At 37.1% G+C, this 18,802-nt stretch carries 18 protein-coding genes and 5 tRNA genes; 12 read left to right on the top strand and 11 right to left on the bottom strand.

The window, feature by feature from the left end; genetic code table 11:
- Nucleotides 1-212 precede the first annotated feature (212 nt).
- The 11 genes from EV201_RS12670 (at nt 213) to EV201_RS12620 (ending at nt 5,956) form a co-directional block, all read left to right on the top strand.
- Nucleotides 213-596 (top strand): SRPBCC domain-containing protein, encoded by a 384-nt coding sequence (locus EV201_RS12670; RefSeq protein WP_129253443.1) that lies wholly within the window; start codon nt 213-215, stop codon nt 594-596.
- 423 nt (nt 597-1,019) lie between these two features.
- Nucleotides 1,020-1,101 (top strand) — tRNA-Tyr (locus EV201_RS12665).
- A 57-nt stretch (nt 1,102-1,158) separates the two neighbouring features.
- Nucleotides 1,159-1,231 (top strand) — tRNA-Gly (locus EV201_RS12660).
- 21 nt (nt 1,232-1,252) lie between these two features.
- A tRNA-Tyr gene (locus EV201_RS12655) sits at nt 1,253-1,334 on the top strand.
- A 15-nt stretch (nt 1,335-1,349) separates the two neighbouring features.
- Nucleotides 1,350-1,422: transfer RNA gene (locus EV201_RS12650), tRNA-Gly, on the top strand.
- A gap of 7 nt (nt 1,423-1,429) precedes the next feature.
- Nucleotides 1,430-1,514: transfer RNA gene (locus tag EV201_RS12645), tRNA-Ser, on the top strand.
- Between the two features lie 150 nt (nt 1,515-1,664).
- Nucleotides 1,665-2,999: an MATE family efflux transporter gene (locus tag EV201_RS12640; RefSeq protein WP_130308009.1), complete on the top strand. Its 1,335-nt coding sequence runs from the start codon at nt 1,665-1,667 to the stop codon at nt 2,997-2,999.
- Nucleotides 3,000-3,105: 106 nt separating this feature from the next.
- On the top strand, nt 3,106-3,984 hold the full coding sequence (locus EV201_RS12635) for a YicC/YloC family endoribonuclease (RefSeq protein WP_130308008.1): 879 nt from the start codon (nt 3,106-3,108) through the stop codon (nt 3,982-3,984).
- A 76-nt stretch (nt 3,985-4,060) separates the two neighbouring features.
- A complete protein-coding gene (gmk, locus tag EV201_RS12630; protein WP_130308007.1) occupies nt 4,061-4,624 on the top strand; it encodes a guanylate kinase in 564 nt (187 codons plus the stop codon).
- A gap of 78 nt (nt 4,625-4,702) precedes the next feature.
- Nucleotides 4,703-5,278, top strand: a complete 576-nt coding sequence (gene nadD / locus EV201_RS12625) for a nicotinate (nicotinamide) nucleotide adenylyltransferase (protein ID WP_130308006.1) — start codon at nt 4,703-4,705, stop codon at nt 5,276-5,278.
- A gap of 96 nt (nt 5,279-5,374) precedes the next feature.
- Nucleotides 5,375-5,956, top strand: a complete 582-nt coding sequence (locus EV201_RS12620; RefSeq protein WP_130308005.1) for a hypothetical protein — start codon at nt 5,375-5,377, stop codon at nt 5,954-5,956.
- Nucleotides 5,957-6,024: 68 nt separating this feature from the next.
- Here the strand turns inward: EV201_RS12620 and EV201_RS12615 are convergent, their stop codons facing one another.
- The 3 genes from EV201_RS12615 to EV201_RS12605 all read right to left on the bottom strand — a co-directional run bounded on the left by EV201_RS12615 (nt 6,025) and on the right by EV201_RS12605 (nt 7,556).
- Nucleotides 6,025-6,741: a hypothetical protein gene (locus EV201_RS12615; protein ID WP_130308004.1), complete on the bottom strand. Its 717-nt coding sequence runs from the start codon at nt 6,739-6,741 to the stop codon at nt 6,025-6,027.
- 288 nt (nt 6,742-7,029) lie between these two features.
- Nucleotides 7,030-7,227, bottom strand: a complete 198-nt coding sequence (locus EV201_RS12610) for a PspC domain-containing protein (protein WP_130308003.1) — start codon at nt 7,225-7,227, stop codon at nt 7,030-7,032.
- 74 nt (nt 7,228-7,301) lie between these two features.
- Nucleotides 7,302-7,556, bottom strand: a complete 255-nt coding sequence (locus EV201_RS12605) for a hypothetical protein (protein WP_130308002.1) — start codon at nt 7,554-7,556, stop codon at nt 7,302-7,304.
- Nucleotides 7,557-8,121: 565 nt separating this feature from the next.
- Between EV201_RS12605 and EV201_RS12600 the strand changes: the two genes are divergently transcribed.
- Entirely contained in the window at nt 8,122-8,844 is a 723-nt protein-coding gene (locus EV201_RS12600; RefSeq protein ID WP_130308001.1) for a head GIN domain-containing protein, read from the top strand.
- Between the two features lie 67 nt (nt 8,845-8,911).
- Here the strand turns inward: EV201_RS12600 and EV201_RS12595 are convergent, their stop codons facing one another.
- The 8 genes from EV201_RS12595 to EV201_RS12560 form a co-directional block, all read right to left on the bottom strand.
- Nucleotides 8,912-9,148 carry a CpXC domain-containing protein gene (locus EV201_RS12595; RefSeq protein ID WP_130308000.1) on the bottom strand — a complete coding sequence of 79 codons (237 nt, stop codon included), beginning with the start codon at nt 9,146-9,148 and terminating at the stop codon, nt 8,912-8,914.
- 47 nt (nt 9,149-9,195) lie between these two features.
- On the bottom strand, nt 9,196-11,322 hold the full coding sequence (locus EV201_RS12590) for a Tex family protein (RefSeq protein WP_130307999.1): 2,127 nt from the start codon (nt 11,320-11,322) through the stop codon (nt 9,196-9,198).
- Nucleotides 11,323-11,394: 72 nt separating this feature from the next.
- The gene (locus EV201_RS12585) at nt 11,395-12,591 is read right to left on the bottom strand and encodes a protoporphyrinogen/coproporphyrinogen oxidase (RefSeq protein WP_130307998.1); all 1,197 of its coding nucleotides are present in this window, start codon (nt 12,589-12,591) and stop codon (nt 11,395-11,397) included.
- A 30-nt stretch (nt 12,592-12,621) separates the two neighbouring features.
- On the bottom strand, nt 12,622-13,827 hold the full coding sequence (locus tag EV201_RS12580; protein WP_130307997.1) for a DEAD/DEAH box helicase: 1,206 nt from the start codon (nt 13,825-13,827) through the stop codon (nt 12,622-12,624).
- Nucleotides 13,828-14,106: 279 nt separating this feature from the next.
- The gene (locus tag EV201_RS12575; protein ID WP_130307996.1) at nt 14,107-15,294 is read right to left on the bottom strand and encodes a class I SAM-dependent rRNA methyltransferase; all 1,188 of its coding nucleotides are present in this window, start codon (nt 15,292-15,294) and stop codon (nt 14,107-14,109) included.
- A gap of 79 nt (nt 15,295-15,373) precedes the next feature.
- Nucleotides 15,374-15,961 (bottom strand): 3'-5' exonuclease, encoded by a 588-nt coding sequence (locus tag EV201_RS12570; RefSeq protein WP_130307995.1) that lies wholly within the window; start codon nt 15,959-15,961, stop codon nt 15,374-15,376.
- 64 nt (nt 15,962-16,025) lie between these two features.
- The gene (locus EV201_RS12565) at nt 16,026-16,655 is read right to left on the bottom strand and encodes a DUF5063 domain-containing protein (RefSeq protein ID WP_130307994.1); all 630 of its coding nucleotides are present in this window, start codon (nt 16,653-16,655) and stop codon (nt 16,026-16,028) included.
- A gap of 79 nt (nt 16,656-16,734) precedes the next feature.
- On the bottom strand, nt 16,735-18,633 hold the full coding sequence (locus EV201_RS12560; protein WP_130307993.1) for a RecQ family ATP-dependent DNA helicase: 1,899 nt from the start codon (nt 18,631-18,633) through the stop codon (nt 16,735-16,737).
- Nucleotides 18,634-18,802: the final 169 nt, after the last annotated feature.

The raw sequence follows: 18,802 nt of genomic DNA, 5'->3' as shown, positions 1-18,802 counted from the left end.
ATTTAACTTTTTTGCAATCTCTGGATAACAAAGCCAAATTCAACATTCATTATCAGCGATTTACAAAGTCACATATCACAAGTTAATGAATAATTATTAAGGAAAAAAGGCGTGATTATCAGAAGATAAAGCCTATTTTCAAAATATCTTCTCAAATAGTTAGCGAAATCTATTATTCAAATTATTTTTGCATTCAAATAAAACAAAGCATCATGAAAGACTACAACTATACTCTGGAGATATCAGCAAATCAAGAAGAAGTATTTAATGCGCTGACAAATCCTTTCCAAATTGAGCTATGGACTGGATATCCTGCAACTATGGATGATCAGGTTGGAACTGTTTTCTCATTGTGGGAAGGTGATATTTCAGGTTGCAATATTCAGGTCGTGAAAGACTACAAATTGGTTCAGGAATGGTTTTTTGGAGAAACTGAAAATCCATCGATTGTCAGCTTTACCCTAAAAAAAGCAGGAAAGAATACCTTATTGGAATTAACGCATACCAATATTCCTGACGAAGCCTATGACGAAATTGTTGAAGGCTGGCAAGATTACTACCTGGGCTCAATGAAAAACTTCCTTGAGTTTTATTAAACTTAGTGAATTAAAACCGATACACTATATAATAGTAAAAGAACCGCAGCTACATTCAGTTGCGGTTTTTTAATGCCCAACTTTTATTAAGAAAGTAATTAATACGATTCTTTACCTTTAAATTTCGGTTATAAATGATTCTATTAAATTGAAACCGCATCTTTAAAGATGGCATTTGAGATTAAAGACTGCTTGATTCCACCTCGAAAATATGAATTAATCATCGTTTAATAATGAAAATCGTGAAGCTTGATTTTTTTTCAAAAAAAAGTTCACAAAATAGTAACTAGGAAATCAAATACTTACATAAAATCACTTCTCTTTTCTCAAAAAAATATTTTTAGAAGGCTTGTATATTCGGGGAAAGCATCTATATTTGCATCGCAATAGGGAGATAACGATCACCCAATAAACATTGCAACTGGGAAGATACCAAAGTGGCCAACTGGGGCGGACTGTAACTCCGCTGACTTCGTCTTCGTAGGTTCGAATCCTGCTCTTCCCACAATATTCTGAAGCAAACAAATTCATTCGATAACGATCGATGAATTGCTAAAGATCTGCGGGAATAGCTCAGTTGATAGAGCATCAGCCTTCCAAGCTGAGGGTCGCGAGTTTGAGTCTCGTTTCCCGCTCAATTTTATTGTAAACATATTGGGGAGATACCAAAGTGGCCAACTGGGGCGGACTGTAACTCCGCTGACTTCGTCTTCGTAGGTTCGAATCCTGCTCTCCCCACTATTACATTTTCCTGCGGGAATAGCTCAGTTGATAGAGCATCAGCCTTCCAAGCTGAGGGTCGCGAGTTTGAGTCTCGTTTCCCGCTCAATTCAGGAGAGATGGCAGAGTGGTCGAATGCGGTAGTCTTGAAAACTATTGTGCGGCAACGTACCGGGGGTTCGAATCCCTCTCTCTCCGCTTTAAAGCATCAAAGTTCTAAAACTTTGGTGCTTTTTTTATACCCTAAACTTTCATAAAACATCATGACTTGGATGAACTCTAAATTTATTAAGTCAGATTTTGAGATTCCGAATTAAATTGGGAGCTTTGTAAACCAATAATTTTCCAATGAAAGACTTCACTACTGGAAACGTAGCACGCCATATATTTAACTTTACGCTACCCATGCTTTTGGGCAATGTATTTCAGCAACTTTATAATATTGTTGATAGTATCATTGTCGGAAAAGTACTTGGCAAAGAAGCTCTGGCCTCGGTTGGTGCTTCATTTCCAATCATATTCACTTTAATTGCTCTCCTGATAGGTATCGGATCAGGCTTTTCCATTGTCATATCACAATTTTATGGCGCGAAGGATATTGATCGGGTTAAACGATCGATAGACACCATGTACATCTTTTTGTTTGTGTCCGGTTTCATCATTTCGATTCTTAGCATCATTTTTAGTGAAGATCTATTTAGACTGCTGCAATTACCCGAAGAACTTTTGCCTCAGGCAACCATCTATTTAAACATTTATATGGCAGGGATGATTCTTTTCTTTGGGTTTAACGGAACCAGTTCAGTTCTGCGTGGTTTAGGTGATTCAAAAACACCGCTTTATTTCCTAATATTGGCTTCTATACTGAACATTGTATTCGACCTGCTTTTTGTAATGGTTTTTAAATGGGGAATTGGTGGGGCAGCCTGGGCCACTGTTTTAGCTCAAGGCATTGCTTTTATTGCTGCATTACTTTATCTAAATCGCAGTCATAAAATAATGAAATTTGCTTTATCCAAACTCAGGTTTGATAAAGAGTTATTTTACAAAAGTTTAAAAATCGGTTTACCTTCGGGTCTACAACATACATTTGTGGCTATGGGAATGATGGCTCTGCTAGGAATTGTTAACACCTTTGGTACCGATGTGATTGCCGCATATACGGCAGCGGGGCGTATTGATTCTTTAGCTATGATGCCTGCCATGAATTTTTCGCAAGCAGTAGCCGCGTTTGTTGGTCAAAATTTAGGCGCAAATAAAATCGACCGTGTCAAAAGAGGATTCAAAGCCACCTTTATCATGTCCAATATTTTTTGTTTGGCAATGACAGCTCTCATAGTCATCTTTGGAAGTCATTTAATGCGAATGTTTACAACAGATCAACAGGTTATAGAAATCGGTCAGAACTATTTAATTATAGTGAGCTCATTCTACCTGATCTTTTCTTCTATGTTCACCATACATGGTGTTCTGCGAGGAGCCGGAGACACACTGATTCCTATGTTTATTACTCTATTTTCACTGTGGATTATCAGAATTCCTGCTGCATATCTCTTATCATCCAAAATTGGTGAAGATGGAATCTGGTGGTCAATCCCTATGGGCTGGGTCATTGGGATGAGCTTTTCATATTTCTATTACCGAACAGGAAAGTGGAAAACAAAAGCCGTTGTGAAGTATTAAGCCCATATTTATTATTTATGAAAGCTAAGTTCAAACAACTTAGCTGACTGTCTATTTGCAAATCGCATTCAAAGCCTTACCTTTGCAAAAATCAACTTTCGCTACTATGTTAATATCAATGACGGGCTTCGGAAAAGCCACTCTTGAATTGGAGAATAAAAAAGTTTCCATCGAAATAAAATCCCTTAACAGCAAACAGCTCGATATCTTCACCCGAATCCCCAATTTATATAAGGAAAAAGATTTGGTGCTTCGTAATGATATAAAAAAGCAACTGGAGCGTGGTAAGGTTGAGCTTTCAATCTTCATTGAGAGTGTTGGTGCTGAAAAAGAGACAAAGATTAATCAACCCATTGTTGAGGCATACTATCGTCAACTTCAGGATTTATCAGAGAAATTAAATATCTCTATTGATAATGAACCCCTTTTAAACACAATAATCAAACTTCCTGACACATTAAAAGTTGAACATCAGGCTTTAGATGAAAATGAGTGGGAATTGATACATAAAGGTGCACAATCAGCTATCCAGGAATTAATCAAGTTCAGAGCTCAGGAAGGAGCAGCTCTTGAAGAAGATATTTTTTCCAGAATCCATATTATTGAAGATCTGCTTTCACAAGTCCCTCAATTTGAAGACGACAGAATCAATACAATCAAAACGAGAATAAACGACAACTTAAACGAGTTTGTTGAGAAGCAACATATCGATAAAAATCGTTTTGAACAAGAAATGATTTATTACCTTGAGAAGTTTGATATTACTGAAGAAAAAGTACGTCTGGCTAATCACTGCAAATACTTTATCGAAACAGCTCAAACCCATGAAGCCATTGGTAAAAAATTAGGCTTTATAGCTCAGGAAATTGGTAGAGAAATCAACACCTTAGGTTCAAAAGCTAACGACACCAATCTTCAGAAAATTGTCATTCAGATGAAAGACGAATTGGAAAAGATCAAAGAGCAATTATTAAACGTGCTATAAATAGCATTTCCAAATACAATTAAGAAATTCAGAATACTCATATCCCGATTTATTTCGGGATTTTCATACTTTTAAAATGTCTGGCAAACTCCTTATATTTTCTGCTCCAAGTGGGGCTGGAAAAACGACTATCGTTAAGCACCTACTGACACAAAACTTCAATCTTGAATTTTCAATTTCGGCTACAAACCGCCCTATGAGACCCAATGAGGTTGATGGTAAAGATTATCATTTTCTAAGTACTGAAGATTTTCAGGCTAAAATAGCGAATGATGAATTTCTGGAGTGGGAAGAAGTTTACAAAGGCTGTTTCTATGGCACCCTGAAAAGTGAAGTTGATCGCATTACAGCAAATGGCAACAATGTGATTTTTGATGTAGATGTTGTGGGTGGACTTAATATTAAAAAATATTACGAAGACAGAGCTTTGGCAGTTTTCATTCAACCGCCATCGGTAGAGGAATTGGAAAACCGATTGAGAGGTCGTTCTACTGATAGCGAAGAAGTCATTCGAAATCGGGTTGATAAATTCATATATGAACTCAGCTTTGCGAATCGTTTCGACACCATTATCATTAATGATAAGCTTGAAGATGCCTTTATAGAGGCTGAGGAAACTCTAAAGAAGTTTTTAAGATAGATATTGATATTATGCCGTGATTTGTGCTATACAAGTATTTCACGGCCTTTTTTCTCTTATATAGTAACTCGAATAACGATGAAAATTGGACTCTTTTTTGGATCATTTAACCCTATTCATATTGGACATTTAGCCATTGCAAATTTCATGGCTGAGTATACCGATCTGGAAGAAATTTGGTTTATCGTAAGTCCTCATAATCCATTAAAGAATAAAGCCAGTCTTTTGAACGATTATCACAGATTGGAGCTAGTTAAACTATCCATTGAAGCCTACCCACAGTTTAAAGCTTCGAATATCGAATTTGGTTTACCTCAGCCCTCATTCACCATTGATACACTTAGCTATTTAAAAGAAAAGCACAGCAATCATCAATTCTCCTTAATTGTTGGCTCTGATAACCTGAATAGCTTTACCAAGTGGAAAAACTACGAGCTTTTACTACAGAACCATGAACTTTACGTCTACCCTCGCCCGGGATTTAAAGATGAGGATGTTAATCTACCAGGAATCATTCATATTGTTCCAGCTCCATTAATGGAAGTTTCGTCAAGTTTCATTCGTCAGGCAATCAAAGAGAAAAAAGAAATCCCTTTCTTCTTGCCAGCCCCTGCATACCAATATATCAAGGAGATGCATTTTTACGAAAAATAACAAACCACACGTTCAAAAAAAACATAATTAAACTTTGTGTAAAGTCTATTTAATTTATAATTTAGTTAACATTTTATAAATTAAAACTAACAGACCGTGACTATTCTAAAGATCCTGGGAAATAGAATTAGTATTATTGAAAAGGACAAACCCATTTACTTCTCTCAAACGGAACAACAAAAATTTGGTGTTAAGTTTATATTTTACACATCGCTTATCTTTCTATTATTGGGAATTACAATTGCTCTTCTAAGCTCTATGCATGCATTTGGTTTTGATGTGAGATGGACAAATTCGGGTTTATTTTATTTGTGTACACTTTCATTTCAGCTGAAGGTATTTGGTTATGGAAAATATATCGTACTTGAAAAACACAAAACCTATCTCAAACGGGTTCTTAATCAAAGCTCAAATTCCAAAGTAATACTTCCTGATTCTTACAATGCTGAATTTGAAAGTGCATTAAAATCTAAGACCATCATTATAATGAATGCTTTGTTAATTGCTCTAAGTCTAATGGGAGGCATCTGCTTTTTAGAAAATTTGGATATTTGGATGCATTTTGACCTGGCTGTCTTCTTTGTATGGAGCATGTACGGACTTTTCTGCTTTCATAAAATACACCTGATCAAACAAGCCATTTCTGCATTCAAACTACAAATAAAACCTTCAATCTAAAATATTAAACAAAAAGCCCTAATGAGATCACTCTCAATAGGGCTTCTGAAATATCTTAAGCAATTCCTTTATAAAGTAAAGGCAAAACTAAAAAGTAAACGTTCACTTACCGGATTCAAACTTACATTTGCGCGAACAGGTAAAGAATACTGCTCGCTAAATTTAATTTTGTCATACACGGTCATCCCCATGTTTACAACATTCATTTCGTCAGCATAAAAACCTTTTGCAGGTGTCATACCCAGTGCCCATGCTACTTTTTTACCACCTATAAAATTAGAATAACCAAACTCAAAATAGGTAGAATAACGCTGATCGTTATTCGCATCACGGTCGTATTCACCGTAAAAGAAAACGGAAGCCATTACAGAAACAGGAAATTTCTCACAGCCTTTATACTTGGCTACCGCATCAAAGAAGTGAACACTTTTATCACTATCGAAATCAAAGAATTTTGAATCCTTAAAGTCGACATTGGGACAATAAAAATCGTAAAGACTAAATTGGAACAAGGGTGTGTTATACTGTAGGTAAAAATCCACCTCCTGGTAAGATTCATCCAAAGCATAGGATCCCCAAACGCCATAAGAAAACTTACCTGTATTGAAATTTAAGGTTGGTTCGATACAAGGTGCATTACCCGAAAAACGAGCACGCCATACATGTCGACTGACAACATCTACACTTAATGACACATCGGTTTTTTTCAATGTCTCTTCTGCATGTGCAGTCATAGTCAATAAGACTGCCATTGATAACAATAGCAAACTTCTAAAAATTCTCATTCTTTTTTTTTGTTGGTTGTTTTAAAGCTTGTCTGATTTCGAAAAACAAAAACATGATTTCAATAACCAAAAGCCCTGAATTACAAGGCTTCTAAGAGATTTCATCTTATCAAAATCGATGCAAAAGTAAAAGAAAAATCCATCCCGGAAGAGTGAAGCTTAAAAAAAATATTATTTTTTTTAACAGCTCCTGACAAACCAAGTCAACTAAAAGAATAAGACACTAATAACGAGGGAAAAAGAAGAACATCAATAAGAAAGTACTGATGCTTAGAAAGAGGGATGTGTTTACATCACTTCGTAATAATCGGGCATTACGAACATCAATACCAAATAAACAATCAGGCCTGGGAAACCTACACTAAAAATAGAAAGCAAAACATAAACTACACGTACAATCGTAATATCTAAACCAAAATATTCAGCGATTCCCGCACATACGCCGGCAACCATTTTATTGGATGATCGTTTTAACTTTTTTTTCATTGCACTAAAATTTGAAACCGAAAATCTTGCAAAAAATAGAGGCAAGATTATCGGCTTTCATAAAATCATTTAAATTAATCTTCAAACTCTTCGTCGTAAAGATCTTCCTGACTTTCTAATTCATCATTATAGAAAGTTTCAGCCTCATCCATAACATCCTCGATTATTTCTTGCTCTTTAGGTTCTTCATCAAGCCAATACACAGTCTGGCTAGAGTTGAAGTCTTCAACATCGCATTCGATAATGCAACGAGGGTCCTTTGTATGAATGATAAACAAAGTGTCTGGTAATTCTTGCGAATTATCCGCTAATAGAAATTTAGGTAGCATAATTGTCGTTTTATAAAAGCTTACCACAAAGATATACATACAAAACTTCTAAAGACAACAAAATCAGTAGAAAAAGAAAAAAAAATCATTCTTAAATAATAATGCAATTATTTTACGATTTTAAAATCTTAGCCCTTTCATAATAAGATCTGTATCTCAACACACTAACAGAATCAAACCTCTGATAATAATCGCCCCATCAAAGTTTATCAACTATAAAATTAACAGCAAATAAAAGACCAGACAAGCTGGTCTTTTATATCTTACTTTCAAATTAGTTACTTAATTTAAATCGAACCAAACGCAGAGGTACCCCTGTAGTATTTTTAAGATTTTGTAAGGCATAAATATACCCATCTCGAAATACCATTTTAGAAGGAGTAATTTGCAAATCGTAATCATCACAAACAAAACTATATTTTCAGAATATTAATTCACAAATCCATAATAAAATTAACATAGATTTTTATATTAACATTTAAAAGTATCGAAAGCTGTAACTTTTTTCAGCCACTTAGCGTCATACATACAGATTAACATTTTCACACAACAAATATTTAATAATATGAAACAAATTAACCGAATTAGTTTATTCCTAATCGCTATTATATTAGGAACAACATCGTGCATAAACGCTCAATTTTCTGGCGAAAAAGGTAATGGGAATGTCGTAAAACAAGACAGAGAGGTTGGACATTTCACAGCTATTTCAGCAGGTACAGGTCTGGATGTTTTTGTCGTGCAAGGCGATAAAGAAGCCATCACTGTTGAAACTGACGAAAACTTACAGGACAATATTATTACAGAAGTTCGAGGAAATAAATTAGTTGTCAAAGTTGAAGACCGTATTCGCAGAGCAAAAGCGATGTCGGTATATATTACTTTAGTTGATGTCAACGAAATTCACATTTCAAGTGGTTGCGATTTTGAAACAAAATCGACCATTAATGCCAAAAACTTAGATATTGAAGTTAGCTCAGGTGCCGATGCAAAACTGGATATTCACGCTGACCAGCTTTCTTGTTCTGTAAGCTCAGGTGCTGATGCTGACCTTTGGGGTACTGCCAACTATTTTTATGGAAAAGCAAGTAGTGGTAGCGATTTAAATGCTCGTGAACTAAGCGCTAAAGTTTGCAAAGCAAAAGCATCGAGTGGTGCCGATGTTACAGTTAATGCAACCGAAGAAATTGATGCCTCAGCAAGCTCAGGTGGAGATGTAAACTATTATGGAAATCCGTCAAAAGTTGACGTAAATACCTCAAGCGGTGGAGATGTTAATCGACGCTAATACTCAATCGCTAAAAGAGCCTGTTCATATTGAACAGGCTCTTTCTTTATTAATTATTTAAAGAAAATTATTTCTTCTTTCTTTTCTTCTCTACTTCTTCTATATAATCATCCAAGCCTTCAAAAGGCATATACGTTTTGGGTATCCCCAGTTTGGCCGAAGGATCGTTAGCCGACAAATCATTTTTTGCACCACAGTCCGGACAAGTAACGGTGTGATGATTCGTAATTTCCAAAATCTTAACTACAATCTCTCCCTGACATTTGGGACATTCAATAATAACATCTTGATCGTTAAAATCCATAATATCTAATTTTGTTCCCTTTTAAGTCGGGATAATAATAAACTTATTTATTGTTCTACGTCTTTCATCGACAATTGAATTCTCTTACGTGCAACATCTACCTCGGTAACTTTTACATTAACATGTTGGTGTAACTGAACCACATCGTTAGGATTTGATACAAATCGGTTGGCTAATTGTGAGATATGTACCAAACCATCTTGTTTAACACCCACATCAACAAAAGCACCAAAATTTGTGATGTTGGTTACAATCCCAGGCAATTCCATTCCCAATTCCAACTGCTCAATTTTATAAACCCCTTCCTTAAACTGAAACACTTTGATCACCTGACGTGGGTCGCGCCCAGGCTTTTCAAGCTCTTCCATGATATCCTTAAGTGTTGGCAAACCAATTTCAGCACTGACATACTGATTCAAATCAATTTTTGATCGAATTTCTTTGTCATTAATCAAGTCCTCAACGGAGCAATTCTGGTCTTTAGCCATAGCTTTCACAATGCCATAAGCTTCGGGGTGAACTGCGGAATTATCAAGAGGATTTTTAGCATTCTGAATACGTAGGAAACCTGCACATTGTTCAAAAGCTTTCGCCCCCATTCGTTTCACTTTCATCAACTCCTTACGTGATGTAAATGCACCGTTTTCTGTACGATAATCCACGATATTCTGAGCCAACTGAGGACCTAAACCAGACACATAATTCAACAAATGCTTGCTCGCTGTATTCAGGTTAACTCCAACCTTATTCACGCAAGATTCAACAACCTGATCGAGACTCTGCTGTAACAAATTCTGATCCACATCATGCTGATATTGTCCCACACCTATCGATTTCGGTTCAATTTTCACCAACTCAGCCAGAGGATCCATTAAACGACGTCCGATAGACACGGCTCCACGAACCGTCACATCGTACTCAGGAAATTCCTCACGCGCCACTTTCGAAGCAGAATAAATAGAAGCACCCGCCTCGCTCACCACAAAAACCTGAACCTTTCTATCGTAATGCAAATTGGTTACAAAGCGTTCCGTTTCGCGACCAGCCGTTCCATTCCCAACAGCTATCGCCTGAATATCATAAGTCTCAACCATATTGGTCAGCTTACGAGCAGCCATTTTACCTTGATTTTGCGGGGCGTGTGGATAGATGGTTTCATTGTGTAACAAATTCCCCTGAGCATCTAAACAAACCACTTTACACCCCGTTCTAAAACCAGGATCAATAGCTAAAACACGTTTTTGTCCAAGAGGCGATGACAACAGTAATTGTCTCAGGTTTTCTGCAAAAACACGAATGGCTTCGATATCAGCAGCTTCTTTTGAACTTTTTGCAAACTCTGTTTCGATAGAAGGATTAAGCAAACGCTTATAAGCATCTTTTTCTGCTAACTCCACTTGTTTTGATGATGCTGTTTGTCCTTTCACAAAAATTCGAGACAAGCGATCCAACACCTCTTCTTCATCGGGAGCAATGCTGACACGAAGAATCCCCTCTGATTCACCACGACGCATAGCCAATAAACGGTGCGATGCAGACTTCTTGAGTAACTCTTCAGAATCAAAATAATCCTTAAACTTAGCGCCCTCTTCTTCTTTTCCCTTTACAAGCTTGCATCGAATCGATGCACTTCGCTGGAAGATATTGCGAACAGTGCTTCGGGCAATTTCATTCTCATTAATCCATTCTGCAATAATATCTCTGGCTCCCTCTAAAGCTTCTTCCTCGTCAGCAACCTCATCATTTAAAAACTGTGAGGCTCTTGCTTCAGGATCGTTTTCATTCTGAGACATTAGAATTTTTGCCAGTGGCTCCAAGCCTTTTTCTCGTGCCTTTACAGCCCTTGTTTTACGCTTTTGTTTGTAAGGTAAATACAAATCTTCAAGCTGATTCAGTTGAGTACAAGCTTTTAACTTGTCTCTTAAATCATCGGTCAGTTTATCTTGCTTTTCAATGGCATCGATAATACTTTCTCTTCTTTTATCCAGCTCTTTCAATCGGGCCAACTCGTCCTTAATGTTCCCAATCTGAACCTCATCCAAACTTCCGGTCCTTTCCTTACGATAACGCGCAATAAAAGGCAAGCTTGCTCCCTCATCGAGTAACTGGACCGTATTTTCAACCTGAGAAACTGAAATCCCCAAGCTCTTAGCTATAATATTGATATAATTCATTCGTGTCGTTTTATTTAATCAGCTAAGCCAATATCAAAAAAAATAACCTAAATAAAAATGCAAGTAACATTCCTATTGGTTATCCAAATACCTTTTAGCTTCTTCCGAAGAACGCTCAACACAATCTTCCAAAGAAAGACCATTAAAAAAGTTACCAGTGATATAAATTCCTGATTTTTGAGCTTCCTCTTTAATCTGAGACATTCGTTCGGTATGTCCAACTTTGATTAATGGCAAACTATGAGTAGCATTTGTGGCTTGTGGTAGATCAGATTTGTCAGCTGATAAAAGTTCAGCCATGGTAGCAACTTGCTCCCCGTTAGTCACATCATTCTTTTGAAAATGACAAGCAAAACCTCTGTATTTTTCGTCCGCTAACACATCACGTGTCACCATAGAATAGCAGGCTCCCTGCAATGGGATAACAAAAGTCAAAGGCTCAATCTTAACCTCTGATTTGTCCATAATAACGGCAGTCGATTCGATATCCTGAATTGGAAATTCAGTCAATAAGCCAGCCAATTTGGGATTCATATCCTTAACCCAACTCGCTACATTCTTAGGAGAAGTGGCAAAAGCCAGGTCTTTAGACTGAAATGAGGTTCCATCCTGAGTCTGAATCGTATAAACATCCGATTTATCAAAGGATGTGACCATTTTATTGTAAGCAATGTCTATATTCTCATGGGCTAAAACAGCATCGACAATTGAAGACATCCCTCTTCTTAAAATGAAACTCTTGGGGTGATTTTTACTCTTAGTTTTTCTTCGTTTCAGAAAATATTCCGCTGAGAAATCATCTGCATTCTGTACAATTACAGCCGAAAACATACGCGTAAAAACCTGATTGAAATTCTTCTTACCCAGAACATTTGAAAAATATTCTTTCACTGTTTTCCCATCACGTTTTGACACAAACAGTTTGGGTAAATTCCCTAATAACTCTAGTTTCGATAAGGGTGCAAATATTTTCTCATGCTTATCAGAGAAGAGCTTCATGCTCAATTTTTCTCTCCCAACAATATCTGACTCCAAGCCAAGACTTATTAGCAAATCAATCACATTGGTATAACTTGCATAAAAGGTATGTGCTCCCATTTCAACCCAATAACCATTCTCTCCATAAAGCGTATTCAAACAACCTCCAGCCTTATCTTTTGATTCAAGCAACAATACTTTTTTTCCAGATTCAGCAATCTTAAATGCCATTGTCAGTCCACTAATTCCAGCACCAACAATTATAAGATCGTAGTTTTCAGAATGGGTCATGATTATTAGGTTTAGTATGGTTAATTCAATTTATTTCTTTTTAAAGGGGCGTTTTTTGAAAAACTTCTTAGGTCCCTTTTTCCTGACTTTGGGATTGTATACAGGTGCCTCACCCAATTCTGCAGGAACAGGAATTTTATATATATCCTTTTCAATCAAATCTTCGATATTCTTAAAATCCAATTGATCCTTTTCTGTGATAAAGGTCAATGCGACTCCCTCAGAAGCGGCACGAGCTGTTCGTCCAACTCTGTGTACATAGTCCTCTGCATCTTTAGGAACATCAAAATTGATAACAAGGTCGATTGAGTCAATATCAATACCACGAGCAATGATATCTGTTGCCACTAAAATTTGATATTTTCTGTTTCTAAAGCCACGAAGCACTTCTTCACGCTCATTTTGCTCCAAATCGGAATGAATCCCCTCAACCTTAAATTTTTGGCGTTTTAACTCTTTTGTCATCGCCTTTACATTCAACTTCGTTGAGGAGAAAATAATCACCGATTTAACGTCTTTATCTTTCAATAAGGTTTCAATCAATGGTATTTTCTGAGGTTCATATACCATATAGGCCGCCTGCAAAACACCTTCGGCTGGTTTCGATATGGCAATATTGATACTCTCAGGATTCACCATGATGCTGCTTGCCAATTTTCTCATTTGCTCTGGCATAGTCGCTGAGAACATTAAATTCTGACGTTGCTTTGGCAGATGATTAACAATCTGCATCAAATCATCATAGAATCCCATATCCAACATTCTGTCTGCCTCATCAAGAATCAGGTGTTTCACCTGTTTGGTATTCACATAACCCAAATTCAAATGAGAAATCAATCGCCCGGGTGTTGCGATAATCACATCGGCACCCGTCATCAAACCTGTCTTTTGCTGATCCCAAACGCTTGAATCGCCCCCCCCATAAACCGAGAGGGATGAAATGGATAGGAAATAGGCAAAACCTTGCATTTGTTGATCAATCTGAAGAGCGAGTTCACGTGTTGGAACCAATATCAAAGTACTGAAGCCATCAATCTGATGCTTTTGGATTTTATCCATGATTGGCAACAAATAGGCAGCCGTTTTTCCGGTACCTGTTTGAGCACAAACAATTAAATCCTTATTATCTATAATTTGTGGTATGGCCAACTCCTGAACAGGAGAAGGTGTTTCGAAGCCCATAGCATCAAGTCCTTCCATGATGTCGGGGCAAAAATCAAGTTCTGAAAATTTCAAGTTTTCTTAGAAATTATTATATGAATATTATGAAACATGAGATTGAGTTTCCTCCAATTTTTCAGCTTCTATAACTCATAGAACCCATCTCACTATAAAAATTAATTTATCTATTTATTTAAAGCTACATACACTTGTGCTTACAGCTCACAAATAGACTCATTCGAAGATACAAAAAAGATTTGAAACGCATCATAAAGAAACGTTTAAGCAGTTCTTTTTGTATCGAAAAAAACACGGATTGAATCGCAAAATTCAAACATATAAGGCAAGATGATCTTACTCGACATACAGTACCAAACCTTTCAGATAATCACCTTCAGGATGGAATATGTTTACAGGATGATCTGCTGGTTGATTCAATTGGTGCAGAATACGCACACGACGTCCTGCATTAGCTGCTGCAATAAAAACGGCTTTTCTAAAATCCTCTTTACTTACAGCCTGAGAACAGGAAAACGTGAACATGATCCCGCCTTTTTTGATCGCTTGAAAGCCCTTTAAATTTAAACGTTTGTAACCTTTAAGCGCATTTGACAACACCTTTTTGTGCTTGGCAAAAGCTGGAGGGTCCAATACAATTAAATCATATTTCTGATCCGATTCTTCAAGATACTTAAAAGCATCAGTTGCAAAAGCTTCGTGACGTTTATCTCCCGGGAAATTCAACTCCACATTTTCGTTGGTCACCTCAATCGCTCTGGATGAACTATCTACCGAGTGAACCAAATTAGCTCCACCACGCATGGCATAGAATGAGAATCCTCCAGTGTAGCAGAACATGTTCAATACAGAACGACCTTTTGAGTAACGCTCAAGCAAAGATCTGTTCTCTCGCTGATCAATAAAGAAACCCGTTTTCTGTCCTTCCAACCAGTCTACTTTAAATTTCAATCCATTCTCAAGAGCCGTAAAATCTTTTGTCTCTCCCAGTAAATACGCGTTGGTGGGCTCTATGCCGGACTTAAATGGCAGAGTTCCTTCCGATTTGTCGTATACTGCAATCAGCTCATCGCCCAAAACTTCTTTCAAAGCTTCTGCTATTTCAGCACGATGTAAATACATACCTACCGAGTGAGCCTGCACTACTGCCGTTCCGGCATAGAAATCAACAATCAAACCAGGAAGATTATCGCCCTCGCCATGGACCAAACGACATACATTATTATTCTCAATGCCTAATAAACCGATCTCGCGACGCACACGACATGCCGAAGCCAATCGATCAACCCAAAATGCATGATTAATTTCAATGGGTTCGAAACTTAAAATACGAACAACAATGGAACCAATGGCAATATGTCCCAATGCTAAAAATTCGTCATCATTACTGTAAACTGATACCAAATCCCCTTCTTCCAATCCCTCATCAACACGAGCTACAGCTCCTGAAAAAACCCAAGGGTGAAAACGTTTGATTGAGTTTTCTTTATCTTTCTTTAATACAACTTTGGGATAACTAATCATGAAAATTCTTATTTGAAATTAACTTTAGCAAGTGCTAAAATTGGTTTATTTTATACGTTAGTTGGGAGCGCAAGCTAAATTATTGGGAAATACTGGCTCTTAATGCATTATAAATTTCTAAAGAAACCCAGGCATCAGTAGCAGCATATCGCAATTGTCCAAGGCTCAATTCAGCAGCCTCCCAGTTTGAAACCTGCTGACGTTTCGAAATTCTAATTTTCAGAACAATAGCAGCCAATTTTTTAAGCGAATAGTTCTCAATACCAAAACTGGATACATATTGCTGAAGTTCTAAAAATGAATTGCCATCAAAATCTGTGATATCCTGCAGACCTCTGATATCATCCTTTATGGCTGCTCCTACTTTTATAATTTCAGGATCGCTCAATAAATCAATAAGCGGAAAAGGCAAACCGATCCGATTCAATCGAAACAAAAAACTCTTTTCAAAACTCGATAATTGCAATAAAGCAACGGGGTTCATACTCCCTTTGGTAAAGGAGGGTTTGGTCTCTGTATCGAAACCCAAAACCGGAAATTGCTTCAAATACTCAACAGCCTCATCTAAGCCTTCATTACTGTCTATTATAACGATTTCACCTTCGAAAGCTTCTAAAGGGAGTTCATTTATTTCTTCTTTTGTTATACTCTTCTGAAAACTGATCATTCCTTATATTTTTCATCGTCCGCTGATCATCTGCAGGCTGGTCATATTATTGGCTAACTAATAGCTATTCTTCTTCATCTCCCCACTGTTGCTGGCGCTGCGAGAAAATTGACTGGCTCATATCTAACCGATCTAAAGAAGATGGTCCTTGTTCATTCAGATCATCTTCCAATTTTTCCGGATGAGCTAATAAATAATGAATCGCACGCAATGAGTTAACGATAGATTGTCCCCAATACTGGTGGAAATTAGTATTCAAATCCCAAAGGGCATCATTCATAATTTCGACGCTTGCAATACGATATGAGGTCAAAAAGTCTTTAAGATCCTGATAAATATCGGCAAAATTCTCAGAAATTGAGGCCACTATAGGCTCATCGCTATCACGCATACCATCATCAAATACCTCAAGATATTCATCATTAGCCCCCATCTTCTCAAGTACGGCCGTTCTGATATATTCCCAATCACCTTCTCCTACAAATTTTTCTATCTCTCCTTCAAACTCGTTCTCCACCTTAGGCAACAAACTTGCCTTTAAGTACAAGAGAGGCAATAGTTTTTGTGCACGTTCTATGAAATCCATTTTAGAAATTTTGCCACTCGATTCCAGGAGTATGCAAAACTCATTAGCAACAGTCACAAATTCTATTGTATTTTTATCGTAAACCGGATGTTCAAAATTCTCTTCCATTTCTCAAATTCTAGTGTAATCATGCAAAATTAATAAGATTTTGACAATAATGATTCTTCTGAGTACAAATCTCACAGATTCAAGCCAATCCTATCTTATCACCTTTGACCGTTTTCAGCTCGCCATTATCCATCATGAGACGAATAACTTCCAATAATTTCTTTTCAGGATACTGACTTGTTTCCACCAATTCGTAAACAGAACTTTCCTCTTCAGTCAAAGAGGTCTTCACTTCCATTTGAATGGCCTGATAAATTTTACTTTCTATCTCCTCATCCTTTTCTTTACACACATCACATTCTCCACACAAGGGCGCATCTTGCTGACCAAAATATTCCAACAAAAACTTAGACCGACAAATATCAGTTGTTTCGGCATAAGATATGACAGCATTAATTTTTTCTTCAAATTTCTCTTTTCTGGATTGATAAACTTCTTTTGTAAACACTAAGTATTTAAGAGGTAAACGCTCCTGATTAAAAATAATAAAAGGGGTCTTTTTTCGAGGAATGTATTTGATGATACCGTGCTGAGATAAATCTTTCAACCGATCGATCAAAAGCTTGACATCTATTTTTTTCCGATAAGCCAGTGCATCTAAATTTACAGGAACAAAATCAGTAAACAACCCCGTGTACGTTCTCAGCAATAGTTTAATAAAATCATCTTGCTGCTTATTTTCCAACTGATAACGATACAAATCATCACGACGAATTACAAAATGAATTTTAGTGGCATGTTCCAAATCATCAGTCAACTCCAGATAACCGGCACGCTGCAGTATTTTTAGACTGCTGTAAGCCTGCAAAACATTGAATTTGAAATTCTGACAGAAAACAGCCATATTAAAATCAAATACCGCATCTTTCCCTGCCCCTTCGGCAACTTGCAAAAAATTACCAACTGCCTGATAAACTCTTTTAATGGTTTCAATCTCAGGAAAGGATGTTTTGATTCGCTTCAACAACTGAACTTTGTCAGGATTTGAAAAAAGCATTACGGCATAAGCTCTTTTCCCATCTCGCCCTGCCCGACCCGCTTCCTGAAAATAAGCTTCTAGAGTATCCGGCAAATCCATATGCACCACCGTACGCACATCAGATTTATCAATCCCCATACCAAAAGCATTGGTCGCAACCATAACCTGCACCTGACCTTCTCGCCAGCGCTCCTGCCTCATATCCTTTACGGCATTATCAAGTCCGGCATGATAATATTCAGCCTTAACTTGATTTAGTTTCAGGAATTCAGCAATTTCCTTGCATTTCTTTCTGCTGCGCACATAAACAACCGAACTCCCCTTCTGCTTTCTCAGAATTTTCAACAAATAACGATTTTTATCCTCCACATGCCTTACCAGATAAGACAAATTGGGACGTTCAAAACTTTTTCGAAAAACATTTTTCTTCTCAAAACCCAAACGATCCTGAATGTCGTCGACAACTTCAGGCGTAGCTGTGGCAGTAAGTGCCAACACAGGCACATCAGGCAAAAGCTCTCTTAGCTTAATAATCTTGAGATAAGAAGGTCGGAAATCGTAACCCCACTGCGAAATACAATGCGATTCATCTATAGCAATCAAGCACACATTCATGCTTTGCAACTTTTCCTGAAATATTGATGTGCTTATACGTTCAGGAGATATGTAGAGAAACTTATTCTGACCATAAAGGCATTTATTTAAGATCAGTTCAATCTCATCCCGAGTCAAGCCTGAGTAGATTAGTTCAGCTTTAATCCCTTTCTCTTTCAGATTTAAAACCTGATCTTTCATAAGAGCAACCAAAGGCGAAACAATAATACAAAGCCCATCCATCGCAAGAGTTGGGATCTGAAAAGTCAACGACTTCCCTCCTCCTGTTGGCATTAGGCCCAAAGTATCGCGACTTTCGGCCACTGATAAAATAATATCCTCCTGTAAAGGACGAAATTCATCGTAACCCCAATATTTTTTTAAGACTTTGTGATACACACTCATTTAACTCAAAATTTCAATAAACTTCTCAATCTACTTAGCAAACAACCCACTATATCAAAGGGAAATATAACCGATTAACGAATTTAATATACACATAAAAACAACAGTAAATACTGCATATATTGGCTTTATTTTCATACAAAAATAAGCATCTAAAATCAATTAACAC

This window comes from Ancylomarina subtilis (assembly GCF_004217115.1).
GTDB classification, from domain to species: domain Bacteria; phylum Bacteroidota; class Bacteroidia; order Bacteroidales; family Marinifilaceae; genus Ancylomarina; species Ancylomarina subtilis.
Note: the sequence above shows the minus strand (reverse complement) of the source record. Positions and strands in the feature narration are given on the sequence as shown.